We start from the raw sequence: 14,465 nt of genomic DNA, 5'->3' as shown, positions 1-14,465 counted from the left end.
AGACAAGGGCAGCCTGCGTGTCGCGGGCTGCCCTTGCCGGCTTTGGCCCCTTGGGGCTTTAGCCACGCATGGCTCTTTTCGAGGCCTTCAGCGGGTTGACCTTCTTCTTCATCTCGCCTTCGCCCAGCTTCTTCACCCTATGCTGGTTGGCGGATGTCAACTCCGCAGCATTAAGCCCCAGGGCGGCAAGACGCTTGTCCATGCCGACTCTGGCGCCTGTGTAGCGATTGGGATCCGCCATGTTGGTGTCCACGTATTTGCTGGTGGTGAGATAGAGGCCCTTTTCGTCTATGGCGAGCAGATACTCGCAGCCGTTCTCGGCCACGGGTTGAATCACCATATCGCTGGAACTGCCGAACAAACTTGCCATTCATGTCTCCTTGCCGGAAAGATCCGGATGTTTGTTCCCGAAAGCAGGGAATGTGTTGTTGATACTGAAAAAGAAATCAGATTTCAAATTTTGCAAAATTTCCTGAAACAGAAACTGTCTGGACAAGGGACAGAAGGAATCAATAGAATCAGCATCAAGGAGGCGGCGCAAAAGCGCCCGGATTTTTTCGTCAACTACCCCGGCCTCAAAGGCCGAGGCTTGCAAAAGCCTGGTTGACTAGCCTCAGTCTGCCGAAAGGCGACTACGTTGGTTGGGAACATGTAGGCACCGCAGGATGTTACTTCTAGTCCGGCGCGCTGCGGTCAGTCGTTAAATGCCCTAAGGGTTGTGGGCTGTGCGGCTGACATACAAAACCCCTTCCAACATTGGCGAAGGAGACTTTAACCGACCATCTGGCCGAGGTTTATATGAACAAAGTTTTTGTCCTGAACCAATTCGGAAAGCCTTTAATGCCGTATCATCCTGGCAAAGTACGCATACTGCTCAAGGAGAAGAAGGCATTTGTGAAGAGGAAGACCCCCTTTACCATTCAACTCACCATTCCCGTCAAGGAAAAACTGTACCCCATCACTCTGGGTGTCGATGCCGGCTACAGGCATATTGGCCTCTCGGCAACAACAGAAAAGGAGGAATTGTATGCGTCCGAAATAGAGACTCGCGCGGACGTGAGCGCGCTTCTGTCCACAAGACGGCAATGCCGTCGGGGAAGGCGTAATCGCAAGACACGCTATCGCGCGCCACGTTTCAACAACCGTGTACACAGCAAGCACAAGGGCTGGCTTGCTCCCTCGGTCGAAAACATCATTGCCGCACATATCTCCCGCATTGAGGATGTGCTGAAACTCCTGCCAGTCACAAGGATAGTCATTGAAACGGCTTCCTTTGACATCCAGCTCATCAGGAATCCCGAGATCTCGGGTGCCCAGTATCAGCAGGGAGAACAGCTCGGCTCTTGGAACACGCGCGAATACGTGCTCTGTCGTGACGGCCACACGTGTCAGCACTGCCATGGCAAAAGCAAAGATCAGATACTTCAGGTTCATCACCTTGAGAGCAGACGCACAGGTGGAGACGCCCCCAACAATCTCATTACCCTGTGCAAAACCTGCCATGAAGCGCTGCATCGGGGCAAGATCGAACTCAAGGCAAAGCGAGGTCGGTCTTTCAGAGCAGAGACCTTCATGAACATCATGAGGTGGACTGTCCTTGAGCGGCTGAAGGTTGCTCACAAGGAGCTTGAGATCCAGCATACATACGGCTACATCACGAAGCATACCCGTATCAGCCTCGGCCTTGAGAAGACACATCGCGCAGACGCTTTCTGCATAGCCGGCAATCTGCATGCCCAAAGACTCGACTGCTGTCTCTATCAGAAGCAGATCCGCCGTCACAATCGACAGATCCACAAGATGAAGATCCTCAAAGGGGGTATCCGCAAGCTCAATCAGGCACCCTACGAAGTCTATGGCTTCAGGCTCTATGACAAGGTGCTCTGCAACGGCGAGGCAGGCTTCATCTTTGGACGGAGAACTTCCGGATATTTTGACGTTCGCAGACTCGACGGCACGCGAATTTCTGCAAGCATCAGTTTCAGAAAACTGCGCCTCATAGAAAGACGCAAAACATATCTTACGGAAATCAGAAAGGAGGAAGGCGTTTCCTCCCCAGCATGAATGCAGGGGTATCCACGCCAGTATTTGTGATGAAGCAGTTTCGTGCCTATGTCTCAAGGGCCCAGGAGGGCATACTCTCGGAAAATCCCTCTGCCGAAGGCTTTGATCGCGTGCCATCCCTTGCCGAAGCCAGGGAAAGGGCAGCGGGTGAAACCCTGCAGGAGAGCCTGCGCGCCGAAGACATGCGCGAGGCAACGCACACCAGGGGAGATGATTGCGCCGACAAGGCCTGCAGCCGGCACGATTCCAGCGGGACAGACAATAAGGATGACATGAAGGATGAATCTGTTCCCCTGCCGGGAGGGGATTTGAATGAGGGTGCAGCCGCCCTAAAGGGTACGCTTTTTTCGCGGCAGGCCATCCTCCTGGCAATAATTGTCAATATTGTCCTCGGTCTTGTCCTGGCCCTTGTCATGCATCTCGACAGACCCAAGCCTCCGAAATACGTCTACTATATAGAGCTCACGGACAGGCCGGATTCGGCTGGAGCGGGTATGGAAGAGCGGGCAGGCGAACAGCCTGTTCTGGAGTCCGAAGCGGCGAGCAGCCAGCCAGGGGAGCAATAGGCATATCCCCGATACCCAAAAACAATGTCCGCGAAAACGGACGTTTTTGGATACATGAAATTATCAAAGATACTGCGACATTGGAAAAAATAGTCCCGAACATTGTTTGGATGTCTGTCCTATTGCCCTTTTTTCGCATGAGCTCTCTGGCATTTTTGGGCAAGTTTTTTGAGGGAAAATGTCTGCCACCCCGGACAGCACGAGAGCTATTGTTTTTCCCGAAGAAAGGCTCTGCCCCGTTTCCGCACAAGTGGGAACATAAGGTAGAGCACAGGCAATTTCAGTCATACTTCGGGAGGAACAGATGTTCGACATGCAGGACAAGGTTGCTCTGGTGGCCGGAGCCACCAGTGGCATAGGCGAGGCAACGGCACGCATGTTTGCCAGGGAGGGCGCCCGCGTCATGCTGGCTGGCAGGCGCGAAAGCCTGTTGCAGGAGATTTGTGCTGATATTTCGGGCAAGGGACAAAGTGCTGCCTATGTCGTGTGCGACGTGACGGACGAGGACGCAGTGAAAAACATGGTCGAAGCTACTGTCAAGACTTTCGGCAGACTGGACTATGCCTACAACAACGCCGGCATCATGGGCGACGACATCGAGACAGCCAGGCTTGCAAGCTCCGAATTCGACCGCATTGTGAACACCAACATGCGCAGTGTTTTTCTCTGCATGAAGTACGAGCTTGGGCAGATGCTTGCCCAGGGCGGTGATGGCTATGCAATCGTGAACTGCTCCTCCATAGGCGGCGTCGTGGGCATGCCCGGGCGCGTGGCCTACCACGCCTCAAAGCACGCCATCATCGGCATGACCAAATGTGCGGCCCTGGAGTACGCGAAGCGCGGCATACGCATAAACTCTGTCTGCCCTGGCACCATTGTGACGCCCCTTGTGGAGCGCATGATGGAAACCGGCGCCATCACCGATGTCATTGAGCCCATTGGCCGCATGGGTACCCCGGACGAGGTCGCTTCCTGCGTGCTCTTCCTCTGCTCAAAGGGGGCAGGCTTTGTCACTGGCCAGAGCATTGTCATGGACGGCGGCTACACGGCAGGCTAGGGGGGCATATGAAAGGACGCGCTCTTCTTCCCCTGCTTTTCTGTCTTCCGCTTCTGATGTGTGCCGGGCCGAGCGCCGCAAAGGCAGATCCCCTGCGGGTGAGGGTGGACTTTGGCAAGGCAGGAGAGGCCATTGTCCATCTCGACGACAATGACGCTGCCCGCAACTTCTACGCCATGCTGCCCCTCAAGCTGTCCTTCGAGGATTTCAACAGCACGGAAAAGATCGCCACCCTACCGCAAAAGCTTTCCCTTGGCTCTTCCCCTACAAGCTGCGACCCCGAGAAGGGAAGCTTCACCTACTACATCCCCTGGGGGAATATCGCGGTCTTCTACAGGGACTTTCGCCCCTCGCGCAATCTCGTTCCCTTGGGCAGTGTTGTTCGGGGCATGGACCTTTTTGCCGGGCAGAAGGGGGACTTTTCAGTGCGCATCGAGCGGGCCGAGTAGGAGGACACATGCCTGTCATCACAGTGGAGGCCGCAAGCCTCGATATGGAGCAGAAAAGGGGCCTTGCAAGCGAACTCACAGACGTCGCAGCCAGAATCTTTGGTATGCCCGAAGAGACCATCTATGTCTTTCTGAAGGAAAATCCCCTTGAGAACATTGGCGTTGGCGGAAGGCTTCTTTCGGAAATGAAAAAGTCCGCATCCCCGGACAAGGGCCCGGACAGGCAGGGGAGTGGACAATGAAAAAAAGGATTCTTGGACGATCCGGCCTTGTTGTTTCAAGCATAGGGTACGGTTGCATGGGCCTCACCCAGAGCTATCCACCCTATCTTCCGAAGGAGGAATCAAAGGCGGTCATACGCAGGGCCTTTGAGCTTGGGGTCACCTTCTTCGATACGGCAGAGGTCTACGGACCCTACACAAACGAGGAGCTTTTGGGCGAGGCTGTCGCCCCCTTCCGCGACAAGGTGGTCCTTGCCACCAAATTCGGCTTCGACATTGGCGGCGCAAGCACGGACAGGTTTGCACGACCCATTGGCCTGAGCAGCAAGCCTGCTACCATACGCAAGGCCGTTGAAGGGTCACTCAAGCGCCTTGGTACCGACCATATAGATCTCTACTACCAGCACCGCGTGGATCCTGCTACCCCCATAGAAGAGGTGGCGGATTGCGTAGCCTCTCTCACAAAGGAGGGCAAGGTGCTGCACTGGGGACTTTCCGAGCCTGGGGTTGGGACAGTGCGCAGGGCTCACGCAGTTTGCCCGCTTACGGCAGTGCAAAGCGAGTACTCCATGTGGTACCGCGAGCCGGAAAAAGAGATGCTTCCGCTTCTCGAAGAGCTTGGCATAGGCTTTGTGCCCTTTTCCCCTCTGGGCAAGGGCATGCTGACAGGCCGCTTCGGGGCAAAGGCGCGCTTTGCGGCAGACGATTTTCGCAGCTCCATCCCCCGCTTTGCGCCAGAAAACCTTGAGGCAAACCAGGCTGTGGTGGACCTTGTGCGTGACCTCGCGCACAAAAAGGAGACTACGCCCGCGCGCATTGCCCTGGCCTGGGTCCTTGCGCAGGGGAAAAGCATTGTTCCCATTCCCGGAACAAAAACAGTGGCCCGTCTTGAGGAAAACTCGGGCGCGGCCGATATCGTCCTGACGGACGAGGAGCTTGCCTTCATACGGGAAAGGCTCAATGCGATCACCATTGTGGGCGCAAGATACCCCGAGGAACAGGAAAGACTGACCGGCCTGTAGAGTCGGCGCCCAGGGAAAATCCAGATAACACAATTTCAGGACAAGGAGGCGGGGCAGCTCCGCACACGGCGCCCCCGAAAAAATCATGAAAGCAGCAAAAGCAACAAGTCTTCTTCTCACCCTTTTCGTCGCTCTCTCCATTCCCTGCGCTGCCCTTGCCCAGGACAGGGACGATGCCGCAGCAAGGGAAAGGGCGAGGCTCTACACGGATGGCAAGAGCCCCTTAAGCGCAACAGATCCGGAATTTGCCAAAACCAGGGACAACCTCATCCTCGGGCAGATCTGGCAGCGCGGCGAGCTTTCCGAAGAGCTGCGCGTGCTTGTGACCATAGTCACCAAGGCAGCCCTTGGTTCCTCTACAGTTGCTTCGACCACAGAGGCAGCCCTGAATCTGAAGGTGGATCCTGTGAAGATCAAGGAGGCCATCTACCAGGCAACACCCTATATCGGCTACCCCAGGGCAGAGGACGCGCTTGCACAGATCAATACCGTGTTCGAAGAAAGGGGTATCAGGCTTCCCCTGGAAGGGCAGGGTACCGTGACCGAGGAGACGCGCTTCAAGGAAGGGGTTGCCATGCAAAAGCGCATCTTTGGCAGCGCAGGCATAGACGCCATGCACAAGAATACCCCCAAGGGGCAGGAACATATCTCCATAGACTATCTTTCCGCCTGGTGCTTTGGCGACACTTATACCCGCAAGGTTCTGGATCTGAAGACCAGGGAATTGCTGACCTTTGTGGCCATCAGCGCTCTTGGAGGCTGTGAGCCCCAGGTGAAGAGCCATGTCCAGGGCAACCTCAACGTTGGCAACACAAGGCAGCAGCTTGTGGAAGTTCTGGCAGTCATGAATCCCTACATTGGCTTCCCCCGTACCCTGAACGCACTCGGGTGCGTCAACGCTGTGGCAAAGTAGGGGAATCGTACGCAAGGAAATGCAAATGCCCCTGCTTTGGCGGGGGCTTCGTCTCTCTTGCCGCAAAAGACGAGGCCATGCGCAGAGAGCTTGCTGCCGAGAGATTTGCTGACAACAAGGGCAGCCTTGGAGCTCAAGACAGAGCAGGTCAGGTCTGAAACCGAAAAGGTGCGCTCTGAAATCAGGAATACCGGGATGTGTCTTCTCAGATAGCAGGTTGGGATTGCGGTAACTGGTGTTGGTATTCTGGGTGGCATCATGGCAAAGGGCTTTGGCTGGCTCGGTTTCTAACCGATGTGGTTTTGGGAAAATTTTCTGATACAGAAGACCCCCGTGGCACACGCATTGTCGTGAGTCACAGGGGCCTTTCTCTATATTGTCAGGAAGTTGTCTAGCTGTCCTTTTCCGCAAGCTCGGAATCGGGAAGCCTTGGCAATCCGTAGATGGCGTGTAGCACGCGGGCTGCAGCGCAGGCAGCGCCATAGCCATTGTCTATATTGAAGATGCCAAGGCCGGGTGCGCAGGAGGCCAGCATGCTGTTCAGGGCTGTCATGCCGCCCGAGGCAGTGCCATAGCCCACGGAAGAAGGAACGGCAAAGAGGGGCTTGGGTGTCAGGCCGCCAAGAACGCTCGCAAGGGCCGCATCAAGGCCTGCCACCACTATGACTGCATCGTGGGCGTTGATTTCGGGAAGACGTTTTTCCAGGCGCCAGAGCCCTGCCACACCGCAGTCCTCGTAGACGTCGCAGGCAATCCCAAGGTATTCTAGGGTGCGGGCAGCTTCCCAGGTGACGAAACCGTCCGCAGTGCCGGCAGAGACCACGGCCACGGAGCCATGGGGGTAGTCCGGCATGCGCATGCCATAGGCCGTGCGCGAAAGGGGATGGTAGTCGTATTCCTTTTGCAGATCCTCCGGCACGCGGGCAAAGACCTCTGGTGCCAGGCGTGTGAAGAGGATGGGGCGCTGTGAACTGCGGCCAAAGCGATGCAAAAGTTCAAGCAGGGATTCGAAGGCCTTGCCCTGGCAGTACACGGCCTCGGGAAGGCCTATGCGGGCAGTGCGGGCATGATCGAAAAAGATGTGGCTGGACATGGGATCTCTCTTGGGCAACAAGGTGTATCTGCCCATGTCTTTGGCACAAGGCAAGAGCCCCTTCAAGAGCGAAAACGGCAAAAAGCTTGCTCAAAGCTCTCACACATGTCCTGTCCCTTGTGCATTTGGCTTTTCCTACCCCTGAGCCTGCATCCAGGCAACAAGAATTGCGGCACCAGCCACCATGACAAGAAGGCGCGAGAGCTGCATGCCGAACACAATGATGCAGGCAATCTTCGGAGGAAAGATGCCGAGCGCTGTCGGAAGGTTGCGGCGCAGGGTGCGCACAGGGTTGCCTACGGCGCTCGAGATAAGCATGGCAAGCAGAACCTGCGGGCCAGTGATCAGGCCCTGGGCCATGAGCGAGGCAGACACAGTGGCAGAGGAGATGAGGCCACCCATCTGTGCAGCCGTAATGGTAAGCAGTTCTTCCGGAAAGTGCCTGCTTATGGCAGCCGGAACGAGCCTGTCCCAAAAATCCAGAAGGCCGGAACGTATCACCCACTCCATGGCGAGGATGAGGGGAATAGAGATGCAGGCCAGGCGAAAGAGCAGGGAGAGTGCCCTGAACACGCCCTTTTGCAGGGTCTCCTTCCAGGGAAGCACAGCGGATGTTCCCTCGTCAAACTCGTTTCCCTTTGTGGAACTTTCGGGAGCCTTTCTGTGCGTTAGCCTGTTCCAGAAGAGCACGCAGGCAATGATGAGGGCTCCTCCGAAAAACTGGATGACAAAGTACAAAAGCCCCGGAAGTCCTATGGCGGCAATGACCGGATAGGCCACGCGCATGCTGTGCGAAAAGTGGGCGAGAAAGCTGTTCAGCATGCCTCCGGCAATGAGCGCGGATGCCGAAATCTCTCCCCTGTTGTGGCTTGCCACGAGCATGCTGTCCGCGGCTGCGCTTGAGGCGAGTGCAGCCGGCATGGCGTATCCCACGATGTCTGGCAGGCGAGCGGCACGTGTCAGGCGCCCAAGGCTTTTTGCCAGCACGCGGTACCAGCGTCGCCCCTCGATAATGCTGCCGAGCATGGCCCCAAGGCCTACCAGGGCAAAGAGGCGCGCAAAAAGAAGGCCCCTTTGCTCAAGCTTTTGCAGGGTCGTGCGCTCCCCATGCGGGGCACGGGCGTGTTTTTTTGCAATGGGCGCCGAGGGATCTGACGCATGGGGGACCGCATTCTTGACCACATTCGGGACGAGGTCCCGGGATTTTGCCATCTGCTGTGTCTGGGCTTGCTGGCTTGCCTGCCTTGTTGCCTTTTGGGGCATCTGCACTGTCATCCAGGCAGAAAGGACAAGGGAGAGGACAAGCCAGGCGCACCAGAACGGGCTTTTCCAGGGAGCCTTGCGCCGCCTGTGCCTGCCCATGCCCGTATTTTGTACAGAGTTCTCCATCAGGAGCGTCCCTTCTTGCGCACCAGCATGAGGGAGAGATAGTTTTCTGGACGCTTTGCCACCTCGTTGAGATCGCTTGTGACGTATTCGCCCTCGCGCGTGAGGTTTTCCCCGTAGACAAAGTCCACGTTGTCCTCGTTTTTCAGGCGCTCAATAAGCCTGTTCCTGCTCCTGTAGGTTTTCAGAAGAACGGTTGAGGTGTTCTTTTCGAAGACGATTTTTTCTGCCATGTCCTCGCTAAAGGAAGGGACAACCTTGAGAATGTCACGGTTCTCCACAAGGACAGAGCCGCTCTGTGCCGCAAGCGTCGACCAGGAGGTGATGCCAGGCACAATGTCCACGCAGACTTCTGGCAAGGCCTTCTTCACCAGGGGCAGGATGTAGCCGAAGGTCGAGTAGGAGAGGGTGTCCCCCAGTGTCGTGTAGGCGCAGTCCTGTCCCCTGGACAGTTCAGCAATGATGGTTTTGGCGTTTGCCAGAACCTGCTCCTCGCGAATTTTCCTGTCCCTGGACATGGAAAAGACAAGGCGAATGATGCGGCCCTTGGGATTCAGGGACGAGACTATGCCCTCCGAGACACTGTCGGTTACGTGTGCAGAGACCACGGTGAAAATGACCGGGCATGAGGAAAGGATGCGGGCGGCCTTCACAGTCAGAAGTTCCGGATCTCCGGGACCAAGGCCAATACCGTACAATTTCATAGAATTTCCTGAGAAAGCTCGGGAAGACCGGCTTGGGAAGGCCGTCTTCCCGGGCAGATGTTAGTATGGCTGGTGATTAGAAGGCCTTCCCGGGATTGGCCAGATCGTCCCTTGTGTCCTTCGTGTGGCGCAGGAAGACGTTCTGTACGCCCTTGATGCTGCCAAGGCCGGTGAGCTTTGCCTCGACCTGCATGCCCTTGGCCTTCACCATGGATGCCCAGCTGTCCTCCTCGGGGCCAGCCAGATCGTTGTTTGCGTGATCGCCGGCTACCATCATGAAGGGCATGAGGTAGACCTTCTTCACCTCTGCCTTTTCAAGATTGGGCAGAACCTTGTCAAAGGAGTTGCCGCCCTCGACGCTGGCAAGATACATCAGGGGATCGCGGGCGTTCATGGTCATGGCGACACAGGCAAGGGTCAGGTCTCCGGGGCCTCTGTCATTGCCGTGGCCCATGAGAATCACTGCGTCCCTGGATGTGCGGGAGCTGGGCAGGGAGGCCGTGACAGCGGAAATGACCTCGTTGAGATCCTGTACGGACTCAAGCAGGGGGTGTCCCAGCCATAAATGCTGGAAGATACCTGGATGTTCGGCAAGGTAGCGCGCAAGCATGCGTTCGAGCATGGAGTACTCCTCGCCGGGGCTCACGTGCAGACTCTGCACACGCAAGTCAACAATGCCTCTCCTGACGCATTCGTCCAGGGCCTCGCGCACGCTGAAAATGGTTTTTCCCTCTGATGCGAGCTTCTTGCGGATGATATCGGAGGTGTAGGCCCAGATGACAGGCTTGTCGGGGTAGGCTTTTTCATAGGCCTTGCCTACATCGTCAAGGGAAGCCCTGGCCTCTTCCATGCTGGTGCCAAATGCGACAAGGAGAATTCCGGAAGGGGAGGCAGCCTGGGCCAGGCCAGGCAGGGAGAGGAGAAGAAGGGCCAGAACAAGGCCCTGCAGGAGGGAAGAAGGTTTGGGCAAACGCAGATGTCTCATGACTCTCTCCAGGATAGGACAGGAAGGATGTGATGAGGCACCCTAAAGGCTTTGCCCTGTGGTCGCGCGAGTGCACAAGAGCAGGACCGCCATTTTTTGGGAAAAGGCGGACTGGTGAGTGCTGCGGCCCAGGTACCCGTGGGTGCGCATACAATATGGACAGAGCAGGGTCGGTCTTCCGACTCTCGGATCATTCTCGGCCACGCGTCTTCCCACCCCTTTGGGCAGTGACAAATGTGCGGGCCTTGTCCCCGATCACGGCGGCGGGTCCGTGCCGGACTTGCACCGGCTTCCCGGAAAATGCCAGGGTGGGCATCTTCAACCCTGCTGAAGGGGCATTGTACGGAGCGGGGTGAGCATGTCAAGCAGGATGGCAAACGTCCTCTTTTTTGCTGAAATAACAAATGGTTGAAAATATGGATGTGGACTTTGGGTGCAAGGAGGTGTATGCTTGGGACAGACTCTTTGTGGGCTTTGCCACAAAGGGCGAAGTCGGACAGCTTCCAACACGGGATGAAAGAGGCAGGAGTGTGGCAACTGGATTCTCTATTGCGAGAGGAAGCATATTGACTTCAGAACTGGAAGAAAAAGTCTGAAAAATTGTGAGTCTGAAAGATTATTAAACAGTGTCGATTGTACATGACAATGTACGACTACACGGGGGAAATTGAGGAAAAGAGCATGCTTGTGGAGTTTCGTGTCAAAAATTATGGCTGCTTTCGTGATGAGCAGGTTTTGAGTTTTGTTCCTGTAAGAGAGAAGCCCCTTCAAGAGGAGAATATCTACAAAACCGGATGTATTGATATACAAGAACTCTTGTTTGTTGCTGTTGTCTATGGAGCAAATGGTGGAGGAAAATCAACACTGCTATCAGCATTGCAAAGTATGCTTGCAATTTCTTTGTTCGCAGAAGAATCAGATACAATGTACAAAATTCCTGTAAAACAATTTTTGTTTGATGAGGAAAGCATAATAAATCCCACAGAATTTGAAATACGTTTTTTGCATGAAGGATATCAATATCAGTATGGATTCAGCTGTACAGAAGATAGAATACTTGATGAATATCTTTTTTGCTATGCAAAAACAAGAAGACAAACAATATTTGATAGACATTATGATAAAATAAATGATACATATGTGTATAAGTTTGGCAAATATCTTCATGGCAAGAAAAATACTTTATGCACATTGACAAATGAAAAAAATACATTTCTTTGTATTGCTGCAAAGAAAAACAATCAGCTGTTTTCTGTATGGTCAAAGCTTATTTCTCTTTCAACAGTAATAACAAAGAAAAATTTTCCAGATAATAAAACAGTAAATAAAAATATTTTAACTGATAAAATATTAAAAGACAGGATATGCTCATTTTTTTATTCCTCGGATATTCCGATAAAAGATATATAAATCAATACAAATAATGAAAATTATATTGCTTTATTTAAATATGAAAAAAATGATAATAAATTTTTTATCACTGAAAAAGATGAATCTTACGGTATTATACAACTATATAAGTATCTTCCTGAAATATTGAATGCGTTGGAGAAAGGAAGTGTGATTTGCATAGACAATCTGGATTCTGGTCTGCATCCAATACTGATGGAGCGTCTTGTGTATACTTTTCAAATGAGAAAAAGAAATCCTTATGGAGCACAGCTTCTGTTCTCAACTTATGATATATCTCTTTTACGAAACGATCCTCAGATATTAAGGCGTGATCAGATATGGTTTGTGGAGAGACATAGCGACCTTTCATCAAATCTGTACTCTCTTGCAGAATTCAGGCGATCAAGGGAAACAGATTTTGCCAAAATCTATATGAATGGCCTTGTGGGTGGCGTTCCGACCTTGAGTGAGTGGGAATAGGCAGCAAGAAGGACCTATTGTACGTATCGTTCTTTCTTCTCAGAAGATCAGGAGCAGAACCTGTGCTGGAATATCTCAAAAGCGAAAATACAGGCCCTTTTTCTACTGCAGAGCTGACTTTTGCCGAGAGGCTGAATGTCATTACCGGTGGCAACGGCCTTGGCAAAAGCTTTCTTCTGGACGTTATCTGGTGGGCCCTGACGGATACCTGGCCTTGCAGGCTGAACGGAAATCTGAACAGGGGCTTTGCGGCGCGCCCAGGCAAGGGGAAGTCGGCCACCATTTCCTTTTCCCTGAATGATTTTTTTGCAAAATCAGCCTGCAGTGCGAGCTTCGACGACAAGACCCGGGCCTGGACAGGCCTTGGGGAAAGAGTGCAGGAAGCGGGCATTGTCGTATACGCCATGGAAGACGGAAGTTTTGCGGTCTTTCACGGGATTGGCAGGCTGGCAGACAGCAATCCGCGGGAAAAGCCACAGGCATATGTGTTCACACAAAGGGATATCCTGGATGGTCCTGGTAACGCTCCCTGCGACGGGCTTGTGCGCGATTTGGTCCGCTGGCAGGAGAAAAACAGGGAAGCCTTTGCTGCCTTCAAAGAACTCATGAGGCGTTTGTCGCCAGAAGGAAGAGAGCCTCTGGTCCCATGTGACCTGGCAGCTGACAGATTTGGACATGCGCTGCTCACCATCAGTATGGGGTACGGAGAGCCTGTTCCTTTTTGCCTCGCGTCACAGGCCGTGCGTCGGGTCCTGTCTTTCGCCTACCTGCTTGTCTGGAGTATTGAGGAATACAAGAGGCAGTGTCGCGGGGATCAGTCCCCTGCTGTCACAATACTGTACGACTACGTTGAGGCTCACATGCATCCCGTATGGCAGCGCAGCCTTGTGCCGTCCCTGGTCTTTGCCTTGCAGGAGCTTGCGGGGCACACACAGTATTTTTTCACAACACTTTCGCCCATTGTGCTTGGCTCGCTGGAAGACATTTTTGCAGTTGGGAACAATGCCAGGGATGCCTGGTTTGATATCGATTTGATTGAGCGTTCAGTTCGCATTGATCGCTGTGATTTCATGAAACAAGGATGCTTTGGCAATTGGCTGACCAGTGAAGCCTTTGATTTGCCGACAGATTTCAGCTTGTCCAAGGAAAAGTTGTTTGAGGAGCTCGGAAGCAGAGTAAGAGACCCTGGACTTACCCGAAACGAAGCCCTGCAGTTGGAGCAAAGGATGCTCGCAACCCTTTCCGAGGTGGATCCCCTGTGGATACGGCGGCGAATGTTTCTGCGCAGCAAGGGGTGGTGACCATGGAATACGTTGGCACAACGATGGACCATGGCACGGGCAGCGAGAAGACCCTCCTCGGAGTAGTCCTTGCCGGAGGCAGATCGAGCCGCATGGGGCAGGACAAGGCCCTGCTTGAGCTTTTAGATGGCACAACACTGTTGGAGTGTCAGCTGCGCAGGCTTTCGTCACTTGTCCCGGAAGTGGTTCTTTCCGTACGCGACAGGAACTATGCGTTCCTGCAAAAGAGGCTGACTGCCTGCGGGAGAGTGCGCCTTTTGCCTGACGAGACGGACGAGGTCGGCCCCCTGGGTGGCATCGCAAGCGCCCTTGGAAAGGCGGAAAGAGAGCATTTTGCCGGTGTCCTTGTCCTTCCCTGCGACATGCCCCTCATCACTGAAGGACTGCTGGCAAGGCTGACAGGCTTTTGGCACGAAGCCCCGGAGACATTGGTAACTGCCCTTGAGGAATCTTCCGGGCGTGTGTATCCCCTCTCGGCCGTATGGAGCGTTGAGGCTCTTCCCTTTGTGCGCAAGGCTCTTGTCAGCGGAGACTATTCCCTGCGCAGGGCGGTGGATGGGAAGTACTGGCGGACACTTGTCCTTGCTCCAGAGGAAGATGTCCTGCTTGCCAACGCCAATACTCCCCAGGAGTGGCAGGAAATCCGGAAAAGGCTTGCCAGCGACGCGTGTGGCGGGTTGGCTGGAATGAGAGCCTGACTGACAAAATGTCCGGCAAGGAGGACAGTCTCGCTCCCATTGTCCGCATCCTGTCACAAGGCTGTGGGAAAAAAGCGCGGGCAAATATCCGTATTGCAGGGCAATGCAAACTCATTGTATACCCAAGGGCCAGA

18 protein-coding genes and 1 riboswitch are annotated in these 14,465 nt (G+C 54.2%); of the genes, 13 read left to right on the top strand and 5 right to left on the bottom strand.

The features are described from left to right. Positions 1-58: 58 nt before the first annotated feature. On the bottom strand, positions 59-370 hold the full coding sequence (locus B5F76_RS03300; protein WP_087351047.1) for a hypothetical protein: 312 nt from the start codon (positions 368-370) through the stop codon (positions 59-61). A 27-nt stretch (positions 371-397) separates the two neighbouring features. Between B5F76_RS03300 and B5F76_RS03295 the strand changes: the two genes are divergently transcribed. The 8 genes from B5F76_RS03295 to B5F76_RS03260 all read left to right on the top strand — a co-directional run bounded on the left by B5F76_RS03295 (position 398) and on the right by B5F76_RS03260 (position 6,292). Next, entirely contained in the window at positions 398-607 is a 210-nt protein-coding gene (locus B5F76_RS03295) for a hypothetical protein (protein WP_087351044.1), read from the top strand. Positions 608-798: 191 nt separating this feature from the next. Next, positions 799-2,064, top strand: coding sequence for an RNA-guided endonuclease IscB (gene iscB, locus B5F76_RS03290; protein ID WP_087351041.1), 1,266 nt, complete (start codon positions 799-801; stop codon positions 2,062-2,064). A 29-nt stretch (positions 2,065-2,093) separates the two neighbouring features. Beyond that, a complete protein-coding gene (locus tag B5F76_RS03285) occupies positions 2,094-2,630 on the top strand; it encodes a hypothetical protein (RefSeq protein WP_144268378.1) in 537 nt (178 codons plus the stop codon). A 304-nt stretch (positions 2,631-2,934) separates the two neighbouring features. Beyond that, positions 2,935-3,687, top strand: a complete 753-nt coding sequence (locus tag B5F76_RS03280; RefSeq protein ID WP_087351035.1) for an SDR family NAD(P)-dependent oxidoreductase — start codon at positions 2,935-2,937, stop codon at positions 3,685-3,687. Positions 3,688-3,695: 8 nt separating this feature from the next. After that, positions 3,696-4,136 (top strand): cyclophilin-like fold protein, encoded by a 441-nt coding sequence (locus tag B5F76_RS03275; RefSeq protein ID WP_239406936.1) that lies wholly within the window; start codon positions 3,696-3,698, stop codon positions 4,134-4,136. Positions 4,137-4,144: 8 nt separating this feature from the next. Then, entirely contained in the window at positions 4,145-4,378 is a 234-nt protein-coding gene (gene dmpI, locus B5F76_RS03270) for a 4-oxalocrotonate tautomerase DmpI (protein ID WP_087351033.1), read from the top strand. Further along, positions 4,375-5,379 carry an aldo/keto reductase gene (locus tag B5F76_RS03265; protein WP_087351030.1) on the top strand — a complete coding sequence of 335 codons (1,005 nt, stop codon included), beginning with the start codon at positions 4,375-4,377 and terminating at the stop codon, positions 5,377-5,379. The genes dmpI and B5F76_RS03265 overlap by 4 nt, the downstream gene beginning before the upstream one ends. An 85-nt stretch (positions 5,380-5,464) precedes the next feature. Further along, on the top strand, positions 5,465-6,292 hold the full coding sequence (locus B5F76_RS03260) for a carboxymuconolactone decarboxylase family protein (RefSeq protein ID WP_087351027.1): 828 nt from the start codon (positions 5,465-5,467) through the stop codon (positions 6,290-6,292). Between the two features lie 391 nt (positions 6,293-6,683). Here the strand turns inward: B5F76_RS03260 and larB are convergent, their stop codons facing one another. From larB to B5F76_RS03240, 4 genes are all read right to left on the bottom strand, one after another. Continuing rightward, positions 6,684-7,385, bottom strand: coding sequence for a nickel pincer cofactor biosynthesis protein LarB (gene larB / locus B5F76_RS03255; RefSeq protein WP_087351025.1), 702 nt, complete (start codon positions 7,383-7,385; stop codon positions 6,684-6,686). A 135-nt stretch (positions 7,386-7,520) separates the two neighbouring features. Continuing rightward, positions 7,521-8,774, bottom strand: a complete 1,254-nt coding sequence (locus tag B5F76_RS03250; RefSeq protein WP_239406935.1) for a hypothetical protein — start codon at positions 8,772-8,774, stop codon at positions 7,521-7,523. Further along, positions 8,774-9,475: a precorrin-2 C(20)-methyltransferase gene (cobI, locus tag B5F76_RS03245; RefSeq protein WP_087351022.1), complete on the bottom strand. Its 702-nt coding sequence runs from the start codon at positions 9,473-9,475 to the stop codon at positions 8,774-8,776. The genes B5F76_RS03250 and cobI overlap by 1 nt, the downstream gene beginning before the upstream one ends. A 76-nt stretch (positions 9,476-9,551) precedes the next feature. Beyond that, positions 9,552-10,460, bottom strand: coding sequence for a sirohydrochlorin cobaltochelatase (locus B5F76_RS03240; RefSeq protein WP_087351019.1), 909 nt, complete (start codon positions 10,458-10,460; stop codon positions 9,552-9,554). Between the two features lie 151 nt (positions 10,461-10,611). After that, a riboswitch (cobalamin riboswitch) is annotated at positions 10,612-10,802 on the bottom strand. A gap of 62 nt (positions 10,803-10,864) precedes the next feature. Here B5F76_RS03240 and B5F76_RS14755 point away from each other — a divergent pair. From B5F76_RS14755 to mobA, 5 genes are all read left to right on the top strand, one after another. Beyond that, the gene (locus tag B5F76_RS14755) at positions 10,865-11,056 is read left to right on the top strand and encodes a hypothetical protein (RefSeq protein WP_087351016.1); all 192 of its coding nucleotides are present in this window, start codon (positions 10,865-10,867) and stop codon (positions 11,054-11,056) included. A gap of 43 nt (positions 11,057-11,099) precedes the next feature. Beyond that, positions 11,100-11,870 carry an AAA family ATPase gene (locus B5F76_RS03230; protein WP_087351014.1) on the top strand — a complete coding sequence of 257 codons (771 nt, stop codon included), beginning with the start codon at positions 11,100-11,102 and terminating at the stop codon, positions 11,868-11,870. Then, positions 11,871-12,332: an AAA family ATPase gene (locus tag B5F76_RS15535; RefSeq protein ID WP_087351010.1), complete on the top strand. Its 462-nt coding sequence runs from the start codon at positions 11,871-11,873 to the stop codon at positions 12,330-12,332. Positions 12,333-12,394: 62 nt separating this feature from the next. Then, the gene (locus tag B5F76_RS03220) at positions 12,395-13,633 is read left to right on the top strand and encodes an AAA family ATPase (RefSeq protein ID WP_162608660.1); all 1,239 of its coding nucleotides are present in this window, start codon (positions 12,395-12,397) and stop codon (positions 13,631-13,633) included. Between the two features lie 2 nt (positions 13,634-13,635). Further along, entirely contained in the window at positions 13,636-14,331 is a 696-nt protein-coding gene (gene mobA / locus B5F76_RS03215) for a molybdenum cofactor guanylyltransferase (protein WP_087351003.1), read from the top strand. The last annotated feature ends 134 nt before the right edge of the window (positions 14,332-14,465 follow it).

Source organism: Desulfovibrio sp. An276 (assembly GCF_002159665.1).
GTDB classification, from domain to species: Bacteria; Desulfobacterota; Desulfovibrionia; order Desulfovibrionales; family Desulfovibrionaceae; genus Desulfovibrio; species Desulfovibrio faecigallinarum.
This window is presented reverse-complemented; position numbering and strand designations above follow the sequence as displayed.